Source organism: Pseudomonas paraversuta, from assembly GCF_904063065.1.
GTDB lineage: Bacteria > Pseudomonadota > Gammaproteobacteria > Pseudomonadales > Pseudomonadaceae > Aquipseudomonas > Aquipseudomonas paraversuta.
In genome coordinates this window covers 1-1,124 of record NZ_CAJFCL010000025.1, presented here as the reverse complement: position 1 = coordinate 1,124, position 1,124 = coordinate 1, and the positions used below count along the sequence as shown (strand labels likewise).

The window sequence follows — 1,124 nt, the reverse complement described above, 5'->3', positions numbered from 1 at the left end:
GAAACGGCTACCCGAACGCCGAATGCACAGCATGTAGAAGTGCAGACCCAGCAATGGCGCAAAGACGGCAAGCTGACCCGGCGCGAACTGACCCGTGACGGCACACTGGTGCGCGGTGAAAGCTTCGACTACGACCTGCGCGGACGGATGATTGCCCATCGCCTTGCAGGGCCGTCGTTGCCCGAAGATGCCCACGGCAAAACCTACCGCGAGCAACACTTCCAGTACGACGCCCTCGACAATATTCGTCGACTGGAAACGGTGTTTGCCGACGCCAGCGCCAGCAATATCAGTACATTTACCTACAACCCTGCCGACCTCACCCAGCTGATCAGCGTCAGCCACAGCCGCGCCGATTACCCGGCACCGGTAATCCTGGAGTACGACGCGCTGGGTAATCTCAAACGCGACGAGCGCGGTAATCCACTGCACTACGACGCCCTGGGCCGACTGATCGGGGTAACCCTGCCTACCGGCGAGCGCCGCTGGCACTACGGCCCGGCGGGCAACATCATCAAGACCGAAGACTCTACCGGTCCGCGCTGGCGTTACCACACCGGCGGCCAGCTCAGCTGCGAGCTGGGTGAAGACACCCAGACCCGCTGGGTACGGGCCGGCGCTGTTCCCGTGGCAGAAAGTCGACTGGCATCGGCAGTGCGCGAAGTCATGCTGCTGGGCACCGACGCCCAAGGCTCAGTGACCACAGAAGCCCAGGACGCTATCCACACCCCGGTCTACGGCGCCTACGGCCAGAGCCAGGCCGGCACCAGCCGACTGGGCTACGCCGGCTCCTTGCGCGAACAGGACAGCGGCTGGTACTTCCTGGGCGATTACCGCATCTATAACCCGGTGCTGATGCGCTTCCACAGCCGTGACAGCCTCAGCCCCTTCGGCGAAGGCGGCCTCAATGGCTATGCCTATTGCGCCGGCGATCCGGTCAACCGCATCGACCCGTCGGGCCATTCGTGGCTGGACTGGCTGTTGCCGGCGGCCGGCATCGCCCTGGCCGTGATCGGCACCGTGGCCTCCCTGGGTGCGTTGGCCGCGCCTACAGCGGCGCTGACCGCCAGCTATGTAACGGCAGTCACTACCGCGACCTTGAGTGTGGTGTCGCTGGCAGCGGA

Annotated in this window: 1 protein-coding gene; it reads left to right on the top strand. The window is 64.7% G+C overall.

What is annotated here, in order from left to right; translation table 11 throughout:
• The coding region (locus JQ845_RS22740) for an RHS repeat-associated core domain-containing protein (protein ID WP_328823195.1) at positions 1–1,124 on the top strand (1,124 nt) is incomplete at both ends.